We start from the raw sequence: 20,087 nt of genomic DNA on the forward strand, positions 1-20,087 counted from the left end.
CCGGGGGCGCGGGTGCCGGGGCGGGCGCCGGCGCGGCGGGCAGGCCGCCGAACAGCACGCCGCTGTCGGAACCGCCGCCGCAGCCGGCGAGCAGGGCCGTGCCGAGCACGAGCGAGAAGGCGAGGCGCGACAGCGGCAGGCCGGGGAGGGAAGGCAGGGATTTCATGAAGACGGAAACAGGAACGCGGAGAGGAGCACGAGGCAGCCACGACGATGTCGCGACGCTCGGGGACGGACCCGGCGCGCGGGCGCCGGGAACGCGCTGCAGTCTCGGTGCGCGCCATGACGCGCCCATGAAAGATTTTTGAAAGTCACGCCGCCGTCATGCCCGCGGCATGACCCGCGACATCAGCCCGTCACCGCATCGTCGGCCTGCGCCTGGAACATGCGCGTGAAGTCGCAACAGGACTGCGCGAGCATCACGATCGACGAGGTCAGCGCGCTGCGGTGCTCGCCCTTGTGCATCGCCACGTAGCGCACCACCGGCAGGGCCGGCGCCACCTCGATCTCGGCCAGCATGCCGGCGGCCACCATCGGCCGCAGGCATTCGCGCGGCAGGTAGCTCACGCCCAGGCCCGACACCGTGAGGCCGACCAGCGCGATCAGGTTGCTGACCACGATGGTGTCGGCCGGCTGCACGCCCTGTTCCTTCATCCAGGCGTCGTAGGCGCGGCCCGTGCCCGAGTTGCCGCCCTGCACCAGCATGCGCTGGCGCGCCAGCTCGTGCAGCCGCAGCGGCGCGTCGACGGGCACCACGCCGGGCTTGCACATCCAGGCGCTCTTCACCTCGCCGATCGCCTTGCTCGCCATGCGCGCGTCGGCGAAGCTGTCGGGCAGGAACACCAGGTCGAGCTCGTCGGCCAGCAGTTTGTCGCGCAGCTGCAGGCTGTCGTCGACGTCGGGCTCGAGGATCACCTTCGGGTAGTGCTGCTGGATCAGCCGCACCAGCCGCGGCAGCCAGGTCATGGCCGTGAGCTCGGTCACGCCGATGCGCAGCCGGCGCTCCACCACGCCGGGCTTGCCGAACTGCTCGACTGCCGCGTCGCGCTGCGCCAGCAGCTTCTGCGCGAGCACGTACATCTCCTCGCCCTTCTCGGTGAGCCGTGCGCTGCGCTGGCTGCGGTCGAACAGCTCGGTGTCGAACAGCGCCTCGAGCTCGTGCACCCGCTTCGACACCGCCGACTGCGAGGTGTGGAGCTGGTTCGCGGCCTGCGCGAAGCCGCCCAGGCGGGCGATCCAGTACAGGGCCTCGAGCTGCTTGAAGGTCATCATGGCGGTGCGTTCCTTGGGCGAAAGAACACTTTAAGCGATCTTTTTCGATGAATAAAAATCGCTTTTGGAAACTTGAAGCCGCGCCGAAGATGCGCTCCGAACCGGTTGCGCCCACCACTTTCGTATTCAACCCACACGGCCAAGGACTTCACCATGCACTTCCCACGCCCCGCCGCACTCGGCATCGCCCTCGTAGTGGCCTGCGGCGTCGCCGCCGCCCAGGACAGCGGCACGCTGCGCAAGATCAAGGACAGCGGCACCATCCAGATCGGCAGCCGCGACACCCAGATCCCGTTCTCGTACAAGACCAGCGCCGACGCGGCGCCGATCGGCTTCACCAACGAGATCTGCTTGAAGATCGTCGAGGCGGTGAAGGCGAAGCTGAACCTGCCGAAGCTCGACGTGCGCTACACGCTGCTGAACTCCACCAACCGCATCCCGCTGCTGCAGAACGGCACCGTGGACCTCGACTGCGCGACCACCACCAACACCACGCAGCGCCAGCAGCAGGTGGACTTCGCACCCAGCCATTTCGTCACCAACATCACGGCGGCGGTCAAGAAGAGTTCGGGCATCAACAGCTTCGCCGACCTGCAGGGCAAGACCGTGGCCACCGTGGCCGGCAGCACCTCGATCCAGCTGCTGCGCGGCGCGCGCAAGAACGGCATCGACGTGCAGGAGATCGCCGGCAAGGACACGGCCGATGCCTTCCTGCTGCTCGCGAGCGACCGCGCCGCGGCCTACGTGCTCGACGACGTGCAGCTCGCCGGCCTGATCGCCAACCAGCCCAACGCGGGCGACTACAAGCTGCTGAAGGAATCGCTGCGCCAGGAGCCCTACGGGATCATGCTGCGCAAGGACGATCCCGAGTTCAAGGCGATCGTCGACCAGACCGTGGCCGGCCTCATGAAGTCGGGCGAGATCGACAAGCTCTATGCGCGCTGGTTCACGCAGCCGATCCCGCCGCGCAACGTGAGCCTCGACTTCCCGATGTCGGACGCGGTGCGCGAGACCTACAAGAACCCGAACAACAAGGGCGTGTGAGCGTGAGCGCTTCTTCTTCCTTTTCTTCCCCGAACGGCGCGCAGCATCCGCGCGGCCTGGCCTTCTCCGCCGCGCTGATGCGCGAGGTGCGCGAGCGCTTCCTGCTGGTGGAGCGCGACCACCACGGGCGCGAGCGCCTGTACTTCGACAACGCGGGCGGCTCGTTCCGGCTCAAGGCCGCCATCGAGCGCTTCGCGGCCATCGACGCGGTGCCCGACAACACCGAGCGCATCCACGAGACCGCGCTCGAGCTGCAGGCCGTGCAGGCGCGCGGCTGGGACGACGTGCGCACCATCCTCAATGCCGAGGGCGGCAGCATTTTCGCGGCGCTCACCGCCTCGGGCGCCATGTTCGACATGGTGCGCGCGGTGGCCGAGAACGTGCCTGGCACGAACATGGTGACCACCGTGCTCGAACATCCCTCGGCCTACGACGCGATGGCGCTCTATGCCGAGCGCACCGGCCGCGAATTGCGCGTGGCGCGCAGCAACCCCGAGACCGGCGGCATCGACGTCGACGAGATCGTGCGCCTGGTCGATGCGGACACCTGCCTGCTCAACGTGATCTACGCCTCGAACATCTCGGGCGCGAAGCTCGACATCGAGGCCATCGTGCGGCGCGCGCGCGAGGTCAAGCCCGATCTCTACATCGTGGTGGACGCGGTGCAACATGCGCCGCACGGGCTGATCGATCTGCAGAAGACGCCGGTGGACGGCATCAACCTCGCGCCCTACAAGTTCTTCGGCTGCCGCGGCTCGGGCATCGCCTGGATGTCGGAGCGCGCCGCGGCCCTGCCGCACCACAAGCTCGCGGGCAAGAAGGCCGGCCACTGGGACCTCGGCAGCGTGGCGCCCTGGCAGTTCGCGGTGGTCAGCGAGATCGTCGACTACGTCTGCTGGCTCGGCGGGCACTTCAGCGAGGCCACCGGGCGGCGCGAGCTGTTCGCGGCCGGCATCGCGCACATCGAGCTGCACGAACGCGCGCTGCTGGCAGCGCTGCTCGAGGGCGTGGACGGCCAGCCGGGCCTGCGCGCCATGCCGGGCGTGCGCGTGTTCCTCGACCACCCGGACCTGAGCCGGCGCGACCTGATCCTGGGCATCGGCTTCGACGGCCTGGACTGCACGCGCGCCGTGCACGAGTACGGGCTGCGCGGCGTCACGGTCTACGAGCGCACGGCCGCGAGCATCTACTCGAAGCGCATGCTCGATTCCTTCGGGCTCGAGGGCACGGTGCGCGTGTCGCCGCTGCACTGCAACTCGATGGCGGAAATGGCGCGCTTCCTCCAGGTGACGCAGGAGATCGCGCGCGCGTTCGCGACGGCGGACTGAGGCAAGGGGCGCCGCGGCGGGATCACTGGCGTACAAGACGCCCGAGCACGGGCGTCCTATCGTGAGGCGGTCTTCCACTCCCGTGAACCGCCCCCCGATGCCCACCCCGTTCTCGCCCCCCTTCACCGCCTCCGGCCGCAGCGCGCTCGTGCAGGCGCCGCCCTGGCACTACGCCGGCTGGCTGGTCAACGTGGCCTTCGCCTTCGAGGCCGAACGCGCCGCCGCGCTGCTGCCCGCCGGGCTCGGCCGGGCCACCGGCCAGGGCTGCGTGCATTTCGCCGACTGGCAGTTCTGCGGCGCCGATGGCGCGGAGCTGCTCGATCCCGTCTATGCGCAGTACCGCGAGACCATCGTGGTGCTCGAGATCGAAGGCCCGCCGGGCGAACAGCGTTTCTATTGCCCCTTCATCTACGTCGACCAGGACATCTCGCTGCTGCGTGGCTGGCTGCAGGGCTGGCCCAAGAAGATCGGCCAGACCTGGGTCACGCGCAGCCTGCCGATCGCCCATCCGGCGGCCGCCTCGCTGGGCCAAGGCAGCCGGCTCGGCGCCAGCCTCAGCGTGAAGGAGCGCCGGCTGGTCGATGCCAGCGTCACCCTGAACGGCGAGCCCGGCGAACGGCTGGGTTTCCTGCGCGCGCCGACGATCGGCGCAATCGGCTGGCCCGACCTGACGCGGCCGCGGGAGGTGCCGGTGCCGCGCCACCTGCGCGCCGACATCGTCGACCGCGTGGAGTCGGGCTGGAGCGCGGGCAGCGCCACCTTGCGCTTCCACGACCATCCGGTGGAGGAGCTTTCGCTGCTCGGCGAGGTGCGCGCCACGCAGGCCACGGCCGGCTGGATGGGGCTCACGGTGCGCGGTGCCTTCGCCGCCTAGGTCGACGCCGATGCCCGCGGCGATCGTGTCGAGGGCGCTGCTGCGCTACCCTCGCGCGATGACCGCCGTCGCCGCGCCGCCGCCGTCCTCCCGCCTGGTCGTGCTGCCCTCGGGCGAGGGCCTGCGCGTGGAGGCGCTGTTCGCGGCCGAGCCGCGCGCCCGCTTCGCGCCGCACTGGCATCCCGAATGGAGCGTGGGCGCCATCCTCGAGGGCCACTGCGAGTTCTCGTGCGACGGCGAGGCGCTCGTGGCCCACGCGGGCGAGCTGGTGCTGATGGCGCCCTACATGCTGCACACCGCGGGCGTGAGCCGGCGCAGCTTCCGCATGGTGATGCTCTATGTGCCGCATGGCTGGGTCGCGGCGCGGCTGGGTTGGCCGGCGGATTCGCGCGGTGCCCTGCGGTGCAAGGTGCTGCCCGATGCCGCACTGGTCGAGGCCTTGGCTACCGCCGCCACGGCAGCGGACGGCGCGGGCATCGCCCGCCTGGTCGAGCGCATCCTGCGCGCCCAGACCGGTCCCGAGCGTGTGCCGCTGCAGCCGCCGGCGCCCGATGCGCGCGTGGCGGAGATCTGCGCGCTGCTCGCCGGGGAGGATGCCTGCCGCATCGATCCGGCCGCGCTCGCGCGCCGCATGGGCGTGTCGCGCGAGCACTTCCAGCGTGCCTTTCGCGAGGCCGTGGGCATGACGCCCGCGCACTACGCGCGGCATGCGCGCATCGGCCGCGCCAAGGCGCTGCTGCGCGAGGGCGTGGCCCTGAAGGACGTGGCGGCCGAATGCGGCTTCGCCGACCAGGCGCATTTCTCGCGCTGGTTCCGGCGCTGCTTCGGGGTGGCGCCGGGGCGGTATCGCGTGGCCGCCTGAGACTCAGGCCAGCAGGTCGCTCAGCGTGCGCGCGATCACCTTGGTCGCGCGCCGCAGGTCCTCGAGCACCACGCGTTCGTCGCTGCGCTTGGCATGCGACTCGAGCACGGTGCGCGGGCCGGCGCCGTAGATCACGCCCGGAATGCCGGCCTCGCCATAGAGGCGAACGTCGGTGTACAGCGGCGTGCCCATGGCCTTGATCGGCTCGCCGAACAGCTCGCCGCCATGCTTCTGGATCGCCTCGACCAGCGGCTTGTTGCCCGCCAGCGGCTTCATCGAATTGGCCAGCAGCAGGCGCTTGATCTCGACCGTGATGCCCGGGAACGAGGCCGCCGCGTCGGCGATGACCTGGCGGATCGAGGCCTCGACCTCGACCGGGTTCTCCTCGGGGATCATGCGGCGGTCGAGCTTGAACACGACCTTGCCGGGCACGACGTTGGTGTTGGTGCCGCCCTCGATGCGGCCGACGTTGAGGTAGGGGTGCGTGATGCCCTCGACCTGCGAGCTGACCTGCTGGTAGAGCGTGTTCTGCGCATAGAGCGCCTCAAGGATCTTCACCGCGCCCTGCAGCGCGTCGATGCCGGTGGAGGGGATGGCGGCATGCGCCATCTTGCCGTGCACCGTCACTTCCATCTGCAGGCAGCCGTTGTGGGCCGTGACCACCTCGTAGCTGAAGCCCGCGGCGATCATCAGGTCGGGCTTGGTCAGGCCGTTCTTCAGCAGCCAGCCCGGGCCGAGGATGCCGCCGAATTCCTCGTCATAGGTGAAGTGCAGCTCGACGCCGCCCCTGGTCGGCTTCGCTACTGCTTCGAGCGCGCGCAGCGCGAAGGTGAAGCTCGCGAAGTCGCTCTTGCTCACGGCGGCCGCGCGGCCGTAGAGCGAGCCGTCGGCGATCTCGCCGCCGTAGGGGTCATGGGTCCAGCCCTCGCCGGGCGGCACCACGTCGCCGTGCGCGTTGAGCGCCACAGTGCGGCCGCCGTCGCCGTCCTTGCCGTATTTGCGGCGCACGATCAGGTTGGTGATCGATTCGAGGCCGTAGTCCTTCACGTCCTGCGCGGGCACGGCGTGCTTCTCGGCCACGAGGCCGAAGCCCTCGAGCAGTTCGGCGGTGCGCTCGGCATGCGGCGCGTTGTTGCCGGGCGGGGTGTCGGTGGGCACCTGCACCAGTTGCTGCAGGAACTTCACTTCCTCGTCGAAGTGGGCGTCGATCCAGGCGTCGAGCTTTGCGTAGTCGGTCATGGGGTTCAGGCGGCGCTCGGCGCGCCGTTCAGGTTGTCGAGCAGATGCTGGAAGGCTTGCACCGCCAGCTCCATGTCGTCGTTGGTGCTCGATTCGAGCGGGTTGTGGCTGATGCCGGAGTTGATGCCGCGCACGAACAGCATGGCCTGCGGCATCACCTCGTGTAGCTTCATCGCGTCGTGGCCGGCGCCGCTGGGCATGCGGAACAGCGGCACGCCGAGCGAATCGACCGCGCGTTCCCAGCGCTGCTGCCATTCGGGCGCGCTCGGCGCGGCCGAGGCACGCATGGTCTCCTCGAGCGTGTGGCGTACGCCGCGGCGCTCGCAGATGTCCTGCAGCGCCTTCACCACGTCGTTGGCGAGCGCATCGCGCTGCGCGTCGTTGGGCGCGCGCAGGTCGAGGCTGAACTTGCAGCGCCCGGGCACCACGTTGATCGAGCCGCTCGGCACCTCGAGCATGCCGACGGTGCCGACCGAGTCGCCATCCTTCGCGGCGCGCTGCTCGGTGTAGAGGATCAGCTCGGCCACGGCCGCGGCCGCGTCGCGGCGGCGGTCCATCGGCGTGGTGCCCGCATGGCTGGCCATGCCGATCACCTCGCCCACGTAGCGCACGCTGCCGTTGATCGAGGTCACGATGCCCAGCGGGATGTCGAGCTCGTTGAGCACCGGGCCCTGCTCGATGTGCACCTCGACGAAGCCCAGGTACTTCGAGGGATCGCGCTGCGCCTTGGCGATGTCTTCCTCGCGCAGGCCCGCATGGGCGCGCGCCTCGCGCATGGTGATGCCGTCGACGTCCTTCTGGTCGAGCCAGGCCGGGTTGAAGTGGCCGATCAGCGCGCCCGAACCGAGGAAGGTGGCCTTGTAGCGCTGGCCTTCCTCCTCGGCGAAGCCCACCACCTCGAAGGCGAAGGGCAGACGGCGGTTCTGGCGCTTGAGCTCGCGCACGCAGGCCATGGGCACGAAGATGCCGAGCCGGCCGTCGTACTTGCCGCCGTTGCGCACGGTGTCGTAGTGCGAGCCCGTGAGCAGCGTCTTCGCATCGGGCGTCGCGCCCTCGTAGCGGCCCACCACGTTGCCGACCGCGTCGATCTCCACCGAATCGAAGCCGGCCTCGCGCATCTCGCGCGCGATCTGCGCGGCGCAGGCGCGGTGCGCGTCGGTCAGGTAGGTCACGGTGAGCTGGCCCTTCTCGGCGAAGCCCGGGTCGCTGTGCACCGCGAGCGCCTCCTGCCAGTCCCACACGTGGTTGCCGAGCGCCGGCTCGGTGCCGAACTTGTCGTTCAGCCGGATCTCGGCGATGCGGTGGATGTTGCGCAGCGCCTCGGCGAGCTCGAAGTCGGGATGGTTGTAGGCGCGGCGCTCGAAGGTGTCGATGATCTCGCGCTTGGACAGGCCCGTGCCGCGCGGGCCGCGCACCGCGAGGATGAAGGGGAAGCCGAACTTCGCGTTGTAGTCGGCGTTGAGCCGCTGGATCTTCGCGAACTCCTCGGGCGTGCAGTCGGTAAGGCCCGCCTTGCCCTGCTCGTTGGTCGACTCGGCCGTCAGCGTCTTGCTGACCATCGCCTTGCCCGCGAGCTCGGGGTGGGCGCGGATCAGGGCCAGGCGCTCTTCCCTGGTGGCCGTGTTCACGGCCTGCGCGAGCGCGTACTTCAGGTGCTGCAGCGAACGGAACGGGCGCGCGGCCAGCGCCTGGCGCGCGATCCACGGCGAGTGCTCGTAGGTGCCGTCGAGCAGCGCGACGGCTTCGTCGGCGCCCGCGGCGTTCAGTTGTTCGATGGTCAGGCTCATGGCGTGTGTGTCCTCCGTATGAATCAAGCTTGCGAGGCTTGGGAAGAGGCTTCGAACGGATGGGTCTTCTTCCAGTGCCGCGCGATGTCGACGCGGCGGCAGACCCACACCCGCTCGTGGCTGGCGATGTGATCGAGAAAGCGCTGCAGCGCCACGATGCGGCCCGGGCGCCCGAGCAGGCGGCAGTGCATGCCGATGCTCATCATCTTCGGCGCCTCGTCGCCCTCGGCGTAGAGCGCGTCGAAGCTGTCCTTCATGTACTGGAAGAAGGGATCGGCGTGCGAGTAGCCCTGCGGCAGCGCGAAGCGCATGTCGTTGCAGTCGAGCGTGTAGGGCACGATGAGCTGCGGCACGGTGCTGCCGTCGGTCTTGCGCACCTTCATCCAGAACGGCAGGTCGTCGCCGTAGTAGTCGCTGTCGTACTCGAAGCCGCCGTAGTCGGCCACCAGCCGGCGCGTGCGCGGGCTGTCGCGGCCGGTGTACCAGCCCAGGGCGCGCTCGCCCGTGAGCTTCTCGATCGCCTCCATGCCCAGGCGCATGTGCTCGCGCTCGGTGGCCTCGTCGATGTTCTGGTAGTGGATCCAGCGCCAGCCGTGGCAGGCGATCTCGTGGCCCAGTTCCTTGAAGGCGGCCGTGAGCTCGGGATGGCGCTCGAGCGCCATGCCGACGCCGAACACGGTGAGCGGCAGGCCGCGCTTCTCGAACTCGCGCAAGAGGCGCCACACGCCCACGCGCGAGCCGTATTCGTAGATGCCTTCCATGCTGATGTGGCGGTCGGGATAGCTCGCGGGATTGAACATCTCCGAGAGGAACTGTTCCGAGCCGGCGTCGCCGTGCAGCGTGGCGTTCTCGCCGCCTTCCTCGTAGTTGAGGACGAACTGCACCGCGATGCGCGCGTTGCCGGGCCACTGCGCGTGGGGCGGGTTGCGGCCGTAGCCGACGAGGTCGCGCGGGTAGGGCAGGGTGGTGTCGTAGACGGTCATGGTGGAAGGGGTCAGGACAATGCGAGGGAGATGTCGCTGGTGGGCACCTTGCGGTCGAACACCAGGTTGGCCTCGACGTGCTGCAGGTGCTCGGTCATCAGGCGCACGGCGCGCTCCTCGTCGCGCGCGGCCAGCGCCTTGACGATGTCGGCGTGCTCGTCGTTCGAATGCTCGGCGGCGCTGGTGCTCTGGTACATGAGCGTGATGAGGGCGCAGCGCGAGATCAGCTCGCCGAGGATCTGCGCCAGCACCTGGTTGCCCATGAGCTCGGCCATGCGCACGTGGAAGTCGCCGAGCAGCTCGGTGCGGCCCGAGACGTCCTCGCCCGACACGGCCGATTTCTCGAGCGCCACGTGTTCCTTGAGCGCCTTGATCTTGGCCGGCGTGACGGTGCGCACGAACTCGCGCGTCATCTCGGCCTCGAGCATGCGGCGCACCGCGAACACCTGCTTGGCCTCGTCGACCGCGGGCGCCGCCACGAAGGCGCCGCGCGCGGGCTCGAGCCGGATCAGCTTGTTCTGCGCGAGCTGGAACAGCGCCTGGCGCACCAGCGTGCGCGACACGCCGAAATGGTCCGCCAGCTTCTGCTCGGCCAGCTTGGTGCCGGGCTGAAGCCGGTGGTCGACGATCGCGCGGGTGAGCGCATCGACGATCGAACGGGTGGTGGAGGACTCCATGTTTTTCATGATAGACCGAAAGCCGACAACTGTATACACTTTTGTCCACCGGAATATCCCGCACTCTCACCTGACCGACCGAAGGAAACTCCCATGGGCCTGAGCACCCACGTACTGGACACGATGCATGGCGGCCCCGCGGCCGGCATGGAGGTCGCGCTCTTCACCACCGCCGGCGACACGGCCACGCTGGTCAAGCGCTTCACGCTGAATGCCGACGGCCGCAGCGACGGCCCGCTCTACGACAACAGCACGCTGAAGACCGGCACCTACCGGCTGGTGTTCGACGTGGCGGGGTACTTCAAGGCGCGCGGCGTGGCGCTGCCCGAGCCGAACTTCCTCAACAAGGTGTCGCTGGACTTCGGCGTGGCGCATGCCGACCAGCACTACCACGTGCCGCTCTTGGTGAGCCCGTGGAGCTATTCGACCTACCGGGGGTCGTGAACGCCGACAGCGTGACTGTCGGAGGCTTTTCGCCGCTCCCCGTCCGGAGAGCGGCGGGGGCGCTACTGCTGCAGCTGCCCTTCGGTCAGCGTGTCGAGCTGGAAGCGCCCGCTCTTGTCCCAGAGCCAGGTGTCGGTCCACACGACCGGGCCGAGCCGCGACGCGGCCGGGAAGGGCGCGGCCTGCAGCACGGTGCGCTCGATCTCGGCGATGACCTCGGGCGCATGCTGGGGCGCGCGCAGCCAGTGCAGCGAGACCACGCGGCCGCTGCCGTCGAGGCTGACCTGCAGCGTGCCGACCGCGTACAACACCGGCGGCAGCTGCCCGCCATAGATGCGGCGGTTGTTGAGGTCATAGACATGGCGCGCGGCGTCGCGCCGGTAGTCGCGCGCGCTGGTGGCATTCGATGCGCGCGGCGCCGGCCGGCCGCTGGCGCCGGGTTCGGCGGTGGCCTTGCTCAGTTGACCGGGCACCGAACCGGTGGTGCCGCATCCGGCGAGCCAGAGCGCGGCGAGGAAAGACACCGCCAGGGCAAGGCGGCGCGTCGTGGGCTGAAAATTCATCGCCGGGTTTATACCGTGAGTCCCTCACTCGCCGGCAACCGAAGGTATCCCTCATGAACGGCGCGGTCGACCAACTGCTGGCCCGTCTTCGCGACGAAGACGCGGTGCTGGTGCGCGTCGAATCCACGCAGGGCTCGGCGCCGCGCGAGGCCGGCACCTGGATGGCGGTCTGGGCCGAGGGCCTCACGGCCACCATTGGCGGCGGCCAGCTCGAGTTCCAGGCCACGCAGGAAGCACGCGAGCTGCTGGCCGGCGCGCGCGCGATGGAGGGCATCCAGCGCTATCCGCTGGGCCCGAGCCTGGGCCAGTGCTGCGGCGGCGTGGTGTTCCTCTCGTTCCGGCGCGTCTCGGCCACCGACATCCCCGAGCTGAGGCGCGCGCTGGTCGAGCGTTTGCGGCCGGTGGCGCTGTTCGGCGGCGGCCATGTGGGCGCGGCGATCGCGCGGCTGCTCGCGGGCCTGCCGTTCTCGGTGCGCTGGATCGACAGCCGCGACGGCGTGTTCCCCGAAGAACTGCCCGCCCAGGTCGAGACCGAGCATTCCGAGCCGGTGCAGGACGCGGTGGCCTCGCTCGCGCCCGGCAGCCGCGTGCTGATCATGAGCTTCAGCCATGCCGAGGACCTCGACATCGTGATCGCCTGCCTGCGCCGCCTGCGCGAGCGCGACGACCTGCCCTACATCGGCCTGATCGGCAGCAAGACCAAGTGGGCCACTTTCAGCCACCGGCTCGAGGCGCGCGGCTTCACTGCGGCCGAGCTGGCGCGCATCACCTGTCCGATCGGCGTGCCGGGCATCACGGGCAAGGAGCCCGAGGTGATCGCGGTCGCGGTGGCGGCACAGTTGTTGCAATCGCTGGGCTGAGTCGGGCGCTTCGGTGCACGAACAGGGTTTTCCCGGCACCGGCTCCGCAAAAAACCACGCCGCCCCACGCCAAAACTGTATACACTTTCAGTCCACAAGTATCTGCCGCAGCGGAGCGAGGCCCACCCGGAGCCTGCGTTCGCGGCACTTTCTCTGCTTACAGCGCCCGCAGTGGTGAGCAGGACGAAGACATCCGCGCCCGGCGTTCCCCCGCGCCGAGCGGATTGAGAGAGCACCTCATGGAAAGCTACTACCTCGACTGGGCCAACCTGCTGCTGCGCTGGGTCCACGTCATCACGGCCATCGCCTGGATCGGCGCCTCCTTCTACTTCGTGATGCTGGACAACAGCCTCGAGAAGCCGCAGGACCAGGAATCGCTCGACAAGGGCGTGGGCGGCGAGCAGTGGGCCGTGCACGGCGGCGGCTTCTACAACATGCAGAAGTACCTGCTGGCGCCCAAGAAGCTGCCGGACCACCTGCACTGGTCGTACTGGGAGAGCTACTCCACATGGCTCACGGGCTTCGCGCTCTTCACCATGTCGTACCTCTGGAACGCCAGCACCTACCTGATCGACAAGTCGAAGATGGACTGGCAGCCGGGCGCGGCGATCGCCGTGGCGCTGGCCTTCCTGGTCGTGTTCTGGATGGTCTACGACAGCATCTGCCAGCTGTTCGGCCGGCGCAAGAACGGCGACACCATCGTCGGCGTGCTGGTCGCGATCTTCGTGGCCTTCGCGGCCTGGCTGGCCTGCCAGTGGTTCGCGGGCCGCGCGGCCTTCCTGCTGGTCGGCGCCATGATGGCCACGACCATGAGCGGCAACGTGTTCTTCTGGATCATCCCGGGCCAGCGCAAGAACGTGCAGGCCCTGCGCGAAGGCCGCCCGGTCGACCCGGTGCACGGCCAGCGCGGCAAGCAGCGCAGCGTGCACAACACCTACTTCACGCTGCCGGTGCTGTTCGCGATGCTGAGCAACCACTACAGCTTCACCTACACCCACAAGTACAACTGGATCGTGCTGCTGCTGATCATGCTCGGCGGCGCGGCGATCCGGCAGTTCTTCGTGGTGCGCCACCGCTTCAAGCTCGGCAACGCGCGCAACCCGCTGCCCTATGCGATGGTCGGCGTGGCCGTGCTCGGCCTCACCATCGTCTGGATGAAGCCCGAGCCCGCCGCCCCCGTGGCCGCCGCCGCGCCGAGCGCGCCGGCCGTGGCCTACCAGGACGTGCAGAAGGTGCTCGAGCAGCGCTGCTACATGTGCCACGGCGCGAGCGTGCAGATGAAGAACGTGCGCGTCGACTCGCCCGAGCAGGTGAGCGCCCACGCCCAGGCCATCTACCAGCAGGTGGTGGTCACGAAGATCATGCCGATGAACAACGCCACCTCGATCACCGACGAGGAGCGTGCACTGATCGGCCGCTGGTTCCAGGGCGGCGCAAAGACGACGAACTAGACCGCGGTCAAGAGGGCGGACCTCGGTCCGCCGCAAAATGCAGGCCCCGGAGACAACGCCACCCATGACCGCCAAGACCCCGACCCCCTCGCTGCAAGACGCGACCGCTCCCGATCCCCGCCAGGCGCCGCGCGCCTTCCTCGAACACCTCTACCGCGTCGCGGTCGACCGCGCGCTGCCGCTGTCGACCCTGGGCGCGCACCTGCCCAAGCCGCCCAAGGGCCGCACGCTGGTGCTCGGTGCCGGCAAGGCCGGCGGTTCGATGGTGCAGGCGCTCGAGGCGTTGTGGCCGGCCGACGCGCCGCTGTCGGGCCTGGTGGTCACGCGCTACGACCACATTCCGCCGCGGCCCGAGGGGCTGCCCAGCCGCATCGAGATCGTCGAGGCCGCGCATCCCGTGCCCGACGCGGCCGGCCAGCAGGCGGCCGAGCGCATCCTCGCGCTGACCGAAGGCCTGACCGCCGACGACCTCGTGCTGTGCCTGATCTCGGGCGGCGGCTCCTCGCTGCTGGTGCTGCCGGCCGAGGGCCTGACGCTGGCCGACAAGCAGCGCATCAACAAGCAGCTGCTCGACAGCGGCGCCCACATCGGCGAGATGAACTGCGTGCGCAAGCACCTCTCGCGCATCAAGGGCGGCCGGCTCGCGGCGGCCTGCGCGCCGGCGCGCGTGGTCACGCTCACCATCAGCGACGTGCCCGGCGACGACCCGGCCGTGATCGCCAGCGGCCCCACCGTGCCCGACGCCACCACCTGCGCCGACGCGCTGGCCATCCTCGACCGCTACCGCATCGAGGTGCCGGCGCCGGTGCGCGCGCAGCTCGAGAGCGGCGCGCTCGAAACCCCCAAGCCCGGCGACGCCGTGTTCCAGGGCCATGAGACCCACATGATCGCGGCGCCGCAGCAGTCCCTCGAGGCGGCCGCCGCGGCCGCGCGCGCGGCCGGCATCGAGGCCCACATCCTCAGCGACGAGATGGAGGGCGAATCGCGCGAGGTCGGCAAGGTGCATGCCGCGCTCGCGCGCGCCGTGGCCCAGCGCGGCGCGCCGTTCGCCAAGCCCTGCGTGATCCTCTCGGGCGGCGAGACCACGGTCACCATCCGGCCGCGCCAGCCCGGCCAGGCCAAGGGCCGGGGCGGACGCGCCGGCGAGTTCTGCATGGGGCTCGCGGGCGCGCTGCTGGGCCAGGCCGACGTGTGGGCGCTGGCGGCCGACACCGACGGCATCGACGGCGTGGAGGACAACGCCGGCGCCTACGTCACGCCCGACACCCTGGCGCGCGCCGCCAACGCGGGCCGCAAGCTGTCCGATCACCTCGACCGCAACGACGCCTACGGCTACTTTGATGCCATCGGCGACCTGTTCGTGACCGGGCCGACGCACACCAACGTCAACGACTTCCGGGCGCTGCTGGTGCTCTGAGCACCGGTGCGCCAAACGCCCTTCCCCGGCGGGGGAGGCGGGCGGCCGCCTGCGCGCATCCCCGACTCGGGTTAACCTATGCGCCCCGGCAGCCCGCTGCCGCCCAGCCGCACGCGCCTTTTCGGGCGCCGTGCCGCCATCCGAACTCCCCGTTTCCACTCCCATCCCCTGCCGAAGGAAAAGCTCGCCATGACCGCCTCCTCCTATACCGACACCCGCCTGCTGATCGACAACGAATGGGTGGACGCCGCCAGCCGCAAGACCCTCGACGTGGTGAACCCGGCCACCGGCCAGGTCATCGGCAAGGTGGCGCATGCCGGCATCCCCGACCTCGACCGCGCCCTGGCCGCCGCCCAGCGCGGCTTCGACGCCTGGCGCAACACCCCGGCCCATGAGCGCGCCGCCGTGATGCGCCGCGCCGCCGGCCTGATCCGCGAACGCGCCGGCGACATCGCCAAGCTGCTGACGCAGGAACAGGGCAAGCCGCTGGCCGAAGCCAAGGGCGAGACCCTGGCCGCCGCCGACATCATCGAATGGTTCGCCGACGAAGGCCGCCGCGTCTACGGCCGCATCGTGCCCTCGCGCAACCTCGCGGCGCAGCAGCTGGTCATCAAGGAGCCCGTGGGCCCCGTGGCCGCCTTCACGCCCTGGAACTTCCCGATCAACCAGGTCGTGCGCAAGCTCGGCGCCGCGCTGGCCACCGGCTGCTCCTTCCTCGTGAAGGCGCCCGAGGAGACCCCCGCGTCGCCCGCCGCCCTGCTGCAGGCCTTCGTCGACGCCGGCATTCCTGCCGGCACCGTCGGCCTGGTGTTCGGCAACCCGGCCGAGATCTCGGCCTACCTGATCCCGCACCCGATCATCCGCAAGGTCACCTTCACCGGCTCGACCCCCGTCGGCAAGCAGCTCGCCGGCCTGGCCGGCCAGCACATGAAGCGCGTGACCATGGAACTGGGCGGCCACGCCCCGGTGATCGTGGCCGAGGACGCCGACGTCGCGCTGGCCGCCAAGGCCGCCGGTGCCGCCAAGTTCCGCAACGCGGGCCAGGTCTGCATCTCGCCGACCCGCTTCCTGGTGCACAACAGCATCCGCGAGGAATTCGCCAAGGCCATGGTCAAGCACGCCGAAGGCCTGAAGCTCGGCGACGGCCTGGCCGACGGCACCACCCTGGGCCCGCTGGCCAATGCGCGCCGCCTCACGGCCATGGCGCATGTGCTCGACGACGCCCGCAAGAAGGGCGCGACCATCGCCACCGGCGGCGAGCGCGTCGGCGATGCCGGCAACTTCTTCGCCCCCACCGTGCTGACCGACGTGCCGCTGGACGCCGACGTCTTCAACAACGAGCCCTTCGGCCCGATCGCCGCGATCCGCGGCTTCGACACGCTGGACGAGGCCATCGCCGAATCCAACCGCCTGCCCTTCGGCCTGGCCGGCTATGCGTTCACCAAGTCGATCAAGAACGCGCACCTGCTGAGCCAGAAGCTCGAACTCGGCATGCTGTGGGTCAACCAGCCCGCGACCCCGTCGCCCGAGATGCCGTTCGGTGGCGTGAAGGACTCGGGCTACGGCTCGGAAGGCGGCCCGGAGGCGCTCGAGGCCTACCTCAACACCAAGGCGGTGTCGATCCTCGGCGTCTGAGCGCGACGCTTCGATCCGCTGTCTCGAAGAGGGCGGCATCGCTGGAAGGCGATGCCGCTTTTTTCATGGGCGGCACGGGCTCAGTCCTCCGCGCTCGCGTTCCAGAACGCCTGCTGCACCCCCTCCAGCGCCTCGAGCTCCGCGACCACCCGGTCGAGCTCCTCGGCCTCGACCGCGGTCGCATAGAGCGTGGCCTCGATCTCGGTGTCGGTGGCGCCGAAGGCATGCTGGTCGACGTCGCGCACCGGGTAGTTGGCTTCCTCGAGCAGCAGCAGCACCTGGTCCATCACCTCGGGCCGCGAGGCGCGCGTGCAGATCACGCGCACGGTGTAGCTGGCCTCGCCCGACTCCTCCTTCACCGGCTGCCGGTTGATGCGGTTGACCACGGGCCGCAGCAGGGTGTTGCTCGCGAGCACGAACAGCGCGGCGATCACGGCCTCGCCGATCAGGTCGGCGCCCGCGCAGGCGCCCACGGCGGCCGATCCCCACAGGGTGGCCGCGGTGTTGAGGCCCGTGATGTTGGCGCCTTCCTTCATGATCGCGCCCGCGCCGAGAAAGCCGATGCCCGAGACCACGTAGGCCGCCACGTGCACCGCGCCGTCGTGGCCGTGCAGGCGGTTGGCCATGTCGACGAACACGGCCGCGCCCACGGCCACCAGCGTGTTGGTGCGCAGCCCGGCGGTGCGCTGGCGCACCTGGCGCTCGAAGCCGATCAGCGAGCCCAGCACGAAGGCCGTGAAGACGCTCAGCAGGGTGTCGAGCAGCGAAGGCAGGTTGAAGTTCTGTATTGCTTCCATGCGGATCTCCTCCTCGTCGTTCGCGAACCAGGGTAGCGGCGGCATGTGACAACCGCCACCCCCTCCTGTCGTCATCGGCTCATTGCCAGCCGTAGCGCCGCGCGTACCAGCCCTTCACCGCCTGCACCAGTGCCGCGTAGCCGCCGAGCATCAGCAAGAGCCACGGGAAGTAGCCCAGCGGCAGCGCCTCGAGCTTGAAGTAGTGCGCCACCGGCCCCATCGGCAGCCAGATGCCCACGGCCGCGATCGCCGCGCCCATGATCAAGAGCGGCCAGGCCGCGCGGCTTTGCAGGAAAGGAATCCGGCGCGTGCGGATCAGGTGCACGATCAGCGTCTGCGAGAGCAGTCCCTCGACGAACCAGCCCGACTGGAACAGGGTCTGGTGCTCGGGCGAGTTGGCGGCGAACACGAACCACATCACGGCATAGGTCAGGATGTCGAACACCGAGCTCAGCGGCCCGAAGAACACCATGAAGCGCCCCAGGTCGCCCGGGTTCCAGCTCTGCGGCTTGCGCAGGAACTCCTCGTCGACGTTGTCGAACGGAATCGCGATCTGCGACACGTCGTACAGCAGGTTCTGCACCAGCAGGTGCAGCGGCAGCATCGGCAGGAAGGGCAGGAAGGCGCTCGCCACCAGCACCGAGAACACGTTGCCGAAGTTCGAGCTCGCGGTGAGCTTGATGTACTTGAGCATGTTCGCGAAGGTGCGGCGGCCCTCCACCACGCCCTGCTCGAGCACCATCAGGCTCTTCTCGAGCAGGATGATGTCGGCCGATTCCTTGGCCACGTCCACCGCGCCGTCGACCGAGATGCCGATGTCGGCCGCGCGCAGCGCGGGCGCGTCGTTGATGCCGTCGCCCATGAAGCCGACCACGTGGCCGTTGGCATGCAGCGCCTGCACGATGCGCTCCTTGTGCGCGGGCGTGAGCTTGGCGAAGACCTGGCGCTTCTCGACGATCTGGCGCAGCTCGGCCTCGTTCATGCGCTCGACCTCGTGGCCCAGCACCATGCGGCCGGCCTCGATGCCGACGTCGGCGCAGACCTTGCGCGTCACGAGCTCGTTGTCGCCGGTCAGCACCTTCACCGCCACGCCGTGCTCGGCCAGCGCGCGCAGCGCGGGCGCGGTCGATTCCTTCGGCGGATCGAGGAAGGCCACGTAGCCCAGCAGCGTGAGGCCGGCCTCATCGGCCACGCCGTAGGCGGCGCGGCGCTCCTCGCCGCGCAGCGCGCGGCTGGCCACGGCCACCACGCGCAGGCCCTGGGCATTGAGTTCCGAGGCCACGGCGTGGATGCGCGCGAGCACCTCCGCGTCGAGCGCGAGCACCTCGGCGCCGCGCTCGACCGCGCTGCACACGGCCAGCACTTCCTCGAGCGCGCCCTTGCAGATCAGCAGGTGTTCCTCGGCCGCGTCGCTGCCGGCCACCACCACCGACATGCGGCGGCGCGAGAAGTCGAAGGGCACCTCGTCGAGCTTGCGCCAGTCGGTCTGCAGCCGGGTGTCGAGCTGCATCTGCGCATGGCTCAGCACCGCCTTGTCGAGCAGGTTCTTCAGGCCGGTCTGGTGGAAGCTGTTGAGGTAGGCCAGCTGCAGCACGTGGTCGGAGCCCTCGCCCCAGGCGTTGGTGTGGCGCTCGAGCACGATGCGGTCCTGCGTCAGCGTGCCGGTCTTGTCGGTGCACAGCACGTCCATGGCGCCGAAGTTGTGGATCGCCTCGAGGCGCTTGACGATCACCTTCTGGCGCGACATCACGACCGCGCCCTTGGCGAGCGTGGCGGTCACGATCATCGGCAGCATCTCGGGCGTGAGGCCGACCGCGATCGACAGCGCGAACAGCGCCGCCTCCCACCAGTCGCCCTTGGTCACGCCATTGATCACCAGCACCAGCGGCGCCATCACCAGCATGAAGCGGATCAGCACCCAGCTCACGCGGTTGATGCCGGCCTGGAAGGCCGTGGTGCCGCGGTCGGTGGCGCTCACGCGCTGCGCCAGCGCGCCGAAGAAGGTGCGCGCGCCGGTGTGCACGATCAGCGCGGTCGCGGTGCCGCTGATCACGTTGGTGCCCATGAACAGCAGGTTGTCGCGCTCGAGCACACCGCTCGTGCTGCCGGTGGCGGGCACGCTGGCGAACTTCTCGACCGGCATCGCCTCGCCGGTCAGCGCCGACTGGCTGATGAACAGATCCTTGGCCGAGAGCAGCCGGCAGTCGGCCGGGATCATGTCGCCGGCCGACAGCGCGATCAGGTCGCCGGGCACCAGGTCGCGCATCGGCACCTCGATGCGCAGCGCGCCGCCCGTGCCTTCCTCGGGCCGCAGCACGGTCGAGGTGTTGCTGACCATCGCCTTGAGCTCGTCGGCCGCCTTGTTCGAGCGCGACTCCTGCAGGAAGCGCAGCACCGTCGACAGCACCACCATGCTGCCGATCACCACCGCGGCCTTCATGTCCTCTGTGACGTAGGAGACCAGCGCGAGCACGGTCAGCAGCAGGTTGAAGGGATTGCGGTAGCACTGCCACAGGTGGGTCCACCACGGCAGCGGCTTCTCGTGGTTCACCTCGTTGCCGCCCAGACGCTTGCGCAGCGCGGTGGCGTGTTCCTCGCTCAGGCCCTGGGGCGAGCTGTCGAGCTGCGCGAGCATGTCGCTTGCATCGGCCAGCGAGGCGGCGCTCAGCGCGTTCGCGATCTCGGGCGGCATCGCGGCCGAGGCGGTGCCCACCGGCTTCGAGCCCAGCAGCGTCTGCCAGCGCTCGAAGTGATGCAGCATGCGGCGGCTGCGCAGGAAGCTTTCGAAGAAGGACTTGAAGACGTTCTTCATGCGCCTTCTCCTTCGTGGCGTGGAGGACGCGGGTCGCCTGCA

The 20,087-nt window shown here is 69.6% G+C and carries 17 protein-coding genes; 9 read left to right on the top strand and 8 right to left on the bottom strand.

The genetic code is table 11. The features are described 5' to 3' along the window. Positions 1-348: 348 nt before the first annotated feature. Positions 349-1,269, bottom strand: coding sequence for a LysR family transcriptional regulator (locus tag ACODT0_RS36990; protein WP_057596544.1), 921 nt, complete (start codon positions 1,267-1,269; stop codon positions 349-351). Positions 1,270-1,425: 156 nt separating this feature from the next. Here ACODT0_RS36990 and ACODT0_RS36995 point away from each other — a divergent pair, with 156 nt between their 5' ends. The 4 genes from ACODT0_RS36995 to ACODT0_RS37010 all read left to right on the top strand — a co-directional run bounded on the left by ACODT0_RS36995 (position 1,426) and on the right by ACODT0_RS37010 (position 5,380). Further along, complete coding sequence (locus ACODT0_RS36995; protein WP_057596524.1) at positions 1,426-2,316, top strand: amino acid ABC transporter substrate-binding protein; 891 nt, start codon at positions 1,426-1,428, stop codon at positions 2,314-2,316. 77 nt (positions 2,317-2,393) lie between these two features. After that, positions 2,394-3,644, top strand: a complete 1,251-nt coding sequence (locus ACODT0_RS37000) for an aminotransferase class V-fold PLP-dependent enzyme (protein ID WP_489043614.1) — start codon at positions 2,394-2,396, stop codon at positions 3,642-3,644. A gap of 82 nt (positions 3,645-3,726) precedes the next feature. After that, the gene (locus tag ACODT0_RS37005) at positions 3,727-4,518 is read left to right on the top strand and encodes an acetoacetate decarboxylase family protein (protein ID WP_489043596.1); all 792 of its coding nucleotides are present in this window, start codon (positions 3,727-3,729) and stop codon (positions 4,516-4,518) included. A gap of 10 nt (positions 4,519-4,528) precedes the next feature. Continuing rightward, entirely contained in the window at positions 4,529-5,380 is an 852-nt protein-coding gene (locus tag ACODT0_RS37010) for a helix-turn-helix transcriptional regulator (protein ID WP_489043597.1), read from the top strand. Between the two features lie 3 nt (positions 5,381-5,383). Here ACODT0_RS37010 and ACODT0_RS37015 read toward each other — a convergent pair whose 3' ends face one another. The 4 genes from ACODT0_RS37015 to ACODT0_RS37030 are packed head-to-tail and all read right to left on the bottom strand — an operon-like array spanning position 5,384 to position 10,075. After that, positions 5,384-6,619, bottom strand: coding sequence for a M20 family metallopeptidase (locus ACODT0_RS37015; protein ID WP_057596528.1), 1,236 nt, complete (start codon positions 6,617-6,619; stop codon positions 5,384-5,386). Between the two features lie 5 nt (positions 6,620-6,624). Then, the gene (gene uraD / locus ACODT0_RS37020) at positions 6,625-8,406 is read right to left on the bottom strand and encodes a 2-oxo-4-hydroxy-4-carboxy-5-ureidoimidazoline decarboxylase (RefSeq protein WP_489043598.1); all 1,782 of its coding nucleotides are present in this window, start codon (positions 8,404-8,406) and stop codon (positions 6,625-6,627) included. Positions 8,407-8,429: 23 nt separating this feature from the next. Further along, positions 8,430-9,389 (bottom strand): allantoinase PuuE, encoded by a 960-nt coding sequence (gene puuE / locus ACODT0_RS37025; protein ID WP_057596530.1) that lies wholly within the window; start codon positions 9,387-9,389, stop codon positions 8,430-8,432. Between the two features lie 11 nt (positions 9,390-9,400). After that, positions 9,401-10,075, bottom strand: coding sequence for a GntR family transcriptional regulator (locus ACODT0_RS37030; RefSeq protein WP_057596531.1), 675 nt, complete (start codon positions 10,073-10,075; stop codon positions 9,401-9,403). A gap of 84 nt (positions 10,076-10,159) precedes the next feature. Here ACODT0_RS37030 and uraH point away from each other — a divergent pair, with 84 nt between their 5' ends. Continuing rightward, positions 10,160-10,510: a hydroxyisourate hydrolase gene (gene uraH / locus ACODT0_RS37035; RefSeq protein WP_057596532.1), complete on the top strand. Its 351-nt coding sequence runs from the start codon at positions 10,160-10,162 to the stop codon at positions 10,508-10,510. Positions 10,511-10,572: 62 nt separating this feature from the next. Here uraH and ACODT0_RS37040 read toward each other — a convergent pair whose 3' ends face one another. Further along, positions 10,573-11,073 carry a hypothetical protein gene (locus tag ACODT0_RS37040; protein WP_489043599.1) on the bottom strand — a complete coding sequence of 167 codons (501 nt, stop codon included), beginning with the start codon at positions 11,071-11,073 and terminating at the stop codon, positions 10,573-10,575. A gap of 53 nt (positions 11,074-11,126) precedes the next feature. Here ACODT0_RS37040 and xdhC point away from each other — a divergent pair, with 53 nt between their 5' ends. The 4 genes from xdhC (at position 11,127) to ACODT0_RS37060 (ending at position 16,436) form a co-directional block, all read left to right on the top strand. Further along, complete coding sequence (xdhC, locus tag ACODT0_RS37045; protein ID WP_479670593.1) at positions 11,127-11,933, top strand: xanthine dehydrogenase accessory protein XdhC; 807 nt, start codon at positions 11,127-11,129, stop codon at positions 11,931-11,933. Between the two features lie 239 nt (positions 11,934-12,172). Beyond that, positions 12,173-13,384 (top strand): urate hydroxylase PuuD, encoded by a 1,212-nt coding sequence (locus ACODT0_RS37050; protein WP_057596535.1) that lies wholly within the window; start codon positions 12,173-12,175, stop codon positions 13,382-13,384. Positions 13,385-13,448: 64 nt separating this feature from the next. Next, positions 13,449-14,801, top strand: coding sequence for a glycerate kinase type-2 family protein (locus ACODT0_RS37055; protein WP_489043600.1), 1,353 nt, complete (start codon positions 13,449-13,451; stop codon positions 14,799-14,801). Between the two features lie 189 nt (positions 14,802-14,990). Then, positions 14,991-16,436 (top strand): NAD-dependent succinate-semialdehyde dehydrogenase, encoded by a 1,446-nt coding sequence (locus ACODT0_RS37060; protein WP_057596537.1) that lies wholly within the window; start codon positions 14,991-14,993, stop codon positions 16,434-16,436. 80 nt (positions 16,437-16,516) lie between these two features. Here the strand turns inward: ACODT0_RS37060 and ACODT0_RS37065 are convergent, their stop codons facing one another. Together ACODT0_RS37065 and mgtA are read right to left on the bottom strand one after the other, a co-directional pair. Beyond that, positions 16,517-17,233: an MgtC/SapB family protein gene (locus ACODT0_RS37065; RefSeq protein WP_261210796.1), complete on the bottom strand. Its 717-nt coding sequence runs from the start codon at positions 17,231-17,233 to the stop codon at positions 16,517-16,519. Between the two features lie 79 nt (positions 17,234-17,312). Beyond that, positions 17,313-20,045 (bottom strand): magnesium-translocating P-type ATPase, encoded by a 2,733-nt coding sequence (mgtA, locus tag ACODT0_RS37070; protein WP_479670591.1) that lies wholly within the window; start codon positions 20,043-20,045, stop codon positions 17,313-17,315. Positions 20,046-20,087 lie beyond the last annotated feature (42 nt).

It is taken from the genome of Variovorax sp. FG153, assembly GCF_057809595.1.

What these genes read in the sequence shown, in the direction of transcription:
- mgtA (WP_479670591.1), bottom strand. Translation starts at nt 20,045, where the DNA reads ATGAAGAACGTCTTCAAGTCCTTCTTCGAAAGCTTCCTGCGCAGCCGC.
- ACODT0_RS37065 (WP_261210796.1), bottom strand. Translation starts at nt 17,233, where the DNA reads ATGGAAGCAATACAGAACTTCAACCTGCCTTCGCTGCTCGACACCCTG.
- puuE (WP_057596530.1), bottom strand. Translation starts at nt 9,389, where the DNA reads ATGACCGTCTACGACACCACCCTGCCCTACCCGCGCGACCTCGTCGGC.
- ACODT0_RS37030 (WP_057596531.1), bottom strand. Translation starts at nt 10,075, where the DNA reads ATGAAAAACATGGAGTCCTCCACCACCCGTTCGATCGTCGATGCGCTC.
- ACODT0_RS36990 (WP_057596544.1), bottom strand. Translation starts at nt 1,269, where the DNA reads ATGACCTTCAAGCAGCTCGAGGCCCTGTACTGGATCGCCCGCCTGGGC.
- ACODT0_RS37055 (WP_489043600.1), top strand. Translation starts at nt 13,449, where the DNA reads ATGACCGCCAAGACCCCGACCCCCTCGCTGCAAGACGCGACCGCTCCC.
- xdhC (WP_479670593.1), top strand. Translation starts at nt 11,127, where the DNA reads ATGAACGGCGCGGTCGACCAACTGCTGGCCCGTCTTCGCGACGAAGAC.
- ACODT0_RS37060 (WP_057596537.1), top strand. Translation starts at nt 14,991, where the DNA reads ATGACCGCCTCCTCCTATACCGACACCCGCCTGCTGATCGACAACGAA.
- ACODT0_RS36995 (WP_057596524.1), top strand. Translation starts at nt 1,426, where the DNA reads ATGCACTTCCCACGCCCCGCCGCACTCGGCATCGCCCTCGTAGTGGCC.
- ACODT0_RS37000 (WP_489043614.1), top strand. Translation starts at nt 2,394, where the DNA reads ATGCGCGAGGTGCGCGAGCGCTTCCTGCTGGTGGAGCGCGACCACCAC.
- uraD (WP_489043598.1), bottom strand. Translation starts at nt 8,406, where the DNA reads ATGAGCCTGACCATCGAACAACTGAACGCCGCGGGCGCCGACGAAGCC.
- ACODT0_RS37010 (WP_489043597.1), top strand. Translation starts at nt 4,529, where the DNA reads ATGCCCGCGGCGATCGTGTCGAGGGCGCTGCTGCGCTACCCTCGCGCG.
- ACODT0_RS37050 (WP_057596535.1), top strand. Translation starts at nt 12,173, where the DNA reads ATGGAAAGCTACTACCTCGACTGGGCCAACCTGCTGCTGCGCTGGGTC.
- uraH (WP_057596532.1), top strand. Translation starts at nt 10,160, where the DNA reads ATGGGCCTGAGCACCCACGTACTGGACACGATGCATGGCGGCCCCGCG.
- ACODT0_RS37015 (WP_057596528.1), bottom strand. Translation starts at nt 6,619, where the DNA reads ATGACCGACTACGCAAAGCTCGACGCCTGGATCGACGCCCACTTCGAC.
- ACODT0_RS37040 (WP_489043599.1), bottom strand. Translation starts at nt 11,073, where the DNA reads ATGAATTTTCAGCCCACGACGCGCCGCCTTGCCCTGGCGGTGTCTTTC.